Raw genomic sequence first — 609 nt, forward strand, 5'->3', positions numbered from 1 at the left:
TGCGGCTGGATCACCTCCTTAAACGATGCGTCACGGTTAGTAAGCGTCCACAATGAATTACCTGATCAAGCAATAGAGCAAACGGTAGTTAATTTAGTTGTTACAGGTTTTTAAGATCTGTAATGGCTGAATAGCCGGGTCTGTAGCTCAGTTGGTTAGAGCGCACCCCTGACCTTAAATGGAAAGCAGGGTGAGGACGGCAAGCTGATTCGGTAGCAAGAGTACTTAGTAATGGGTCTGTAGCTCAGTTGGTTAGAGCGCACCCCTGATAAGGGTGAGGTCGGCAGTTCAAGTCTGCCCAGACCCACCAAATTCCTGTGATACTGCGTTAAAATACTCCTCGTATAGCAGGCTATACGTCGTTGCATTTTGCCTTGTCTTACAGAAATTTGCGTGAACTTTGTAATGGGGCCATAGCTCAGCTGGGAGAGCGCCTGCCTTGCACGCAGGAGGTCAGCGGTTCGATCCCGCTTGGCTCCACCATTACGTACTATCTTTCTTACCTTAAATACCGTTTGTAAATGTTTCGTGACCATTGATAAGTCGCTGTGCTCTTAGCATCGCTTTATCACTGTTCATTGAACAGCTGCTCTTTAACAATGTATATCA

2 tRNA genes are annotated in these 609 nt (G+C 46.6%); both read left to right on the forward strand.

The window, feature by feature from the left end:
- The first annotated feature begins 233 nt into the window (after nucleotides 1-233).
- A tRNA-Ile gene (locus A6R74_RS13940) sits at nucleotides 234-310 on the forward strand.
- Between the two features lie 97 nt (nucleotides 311-407).
- Nucleotides 408-483: transfer RNA gene (locus A6R74_RS13945), tRNA-Ala, on the forward strand.
- The last annotated feature ends 126 nt before the right edge of the window (nucleotides 484-609 follow it).

It is taken from the genome of Halomonas sp. ALS9 (assembly GCF_001651035.1).
Lineage (GTDB): Bacteria > Pseudomonadota > Gammaproteobacteria > Pseudomonadales > Halomonadaceae > Vreelandella.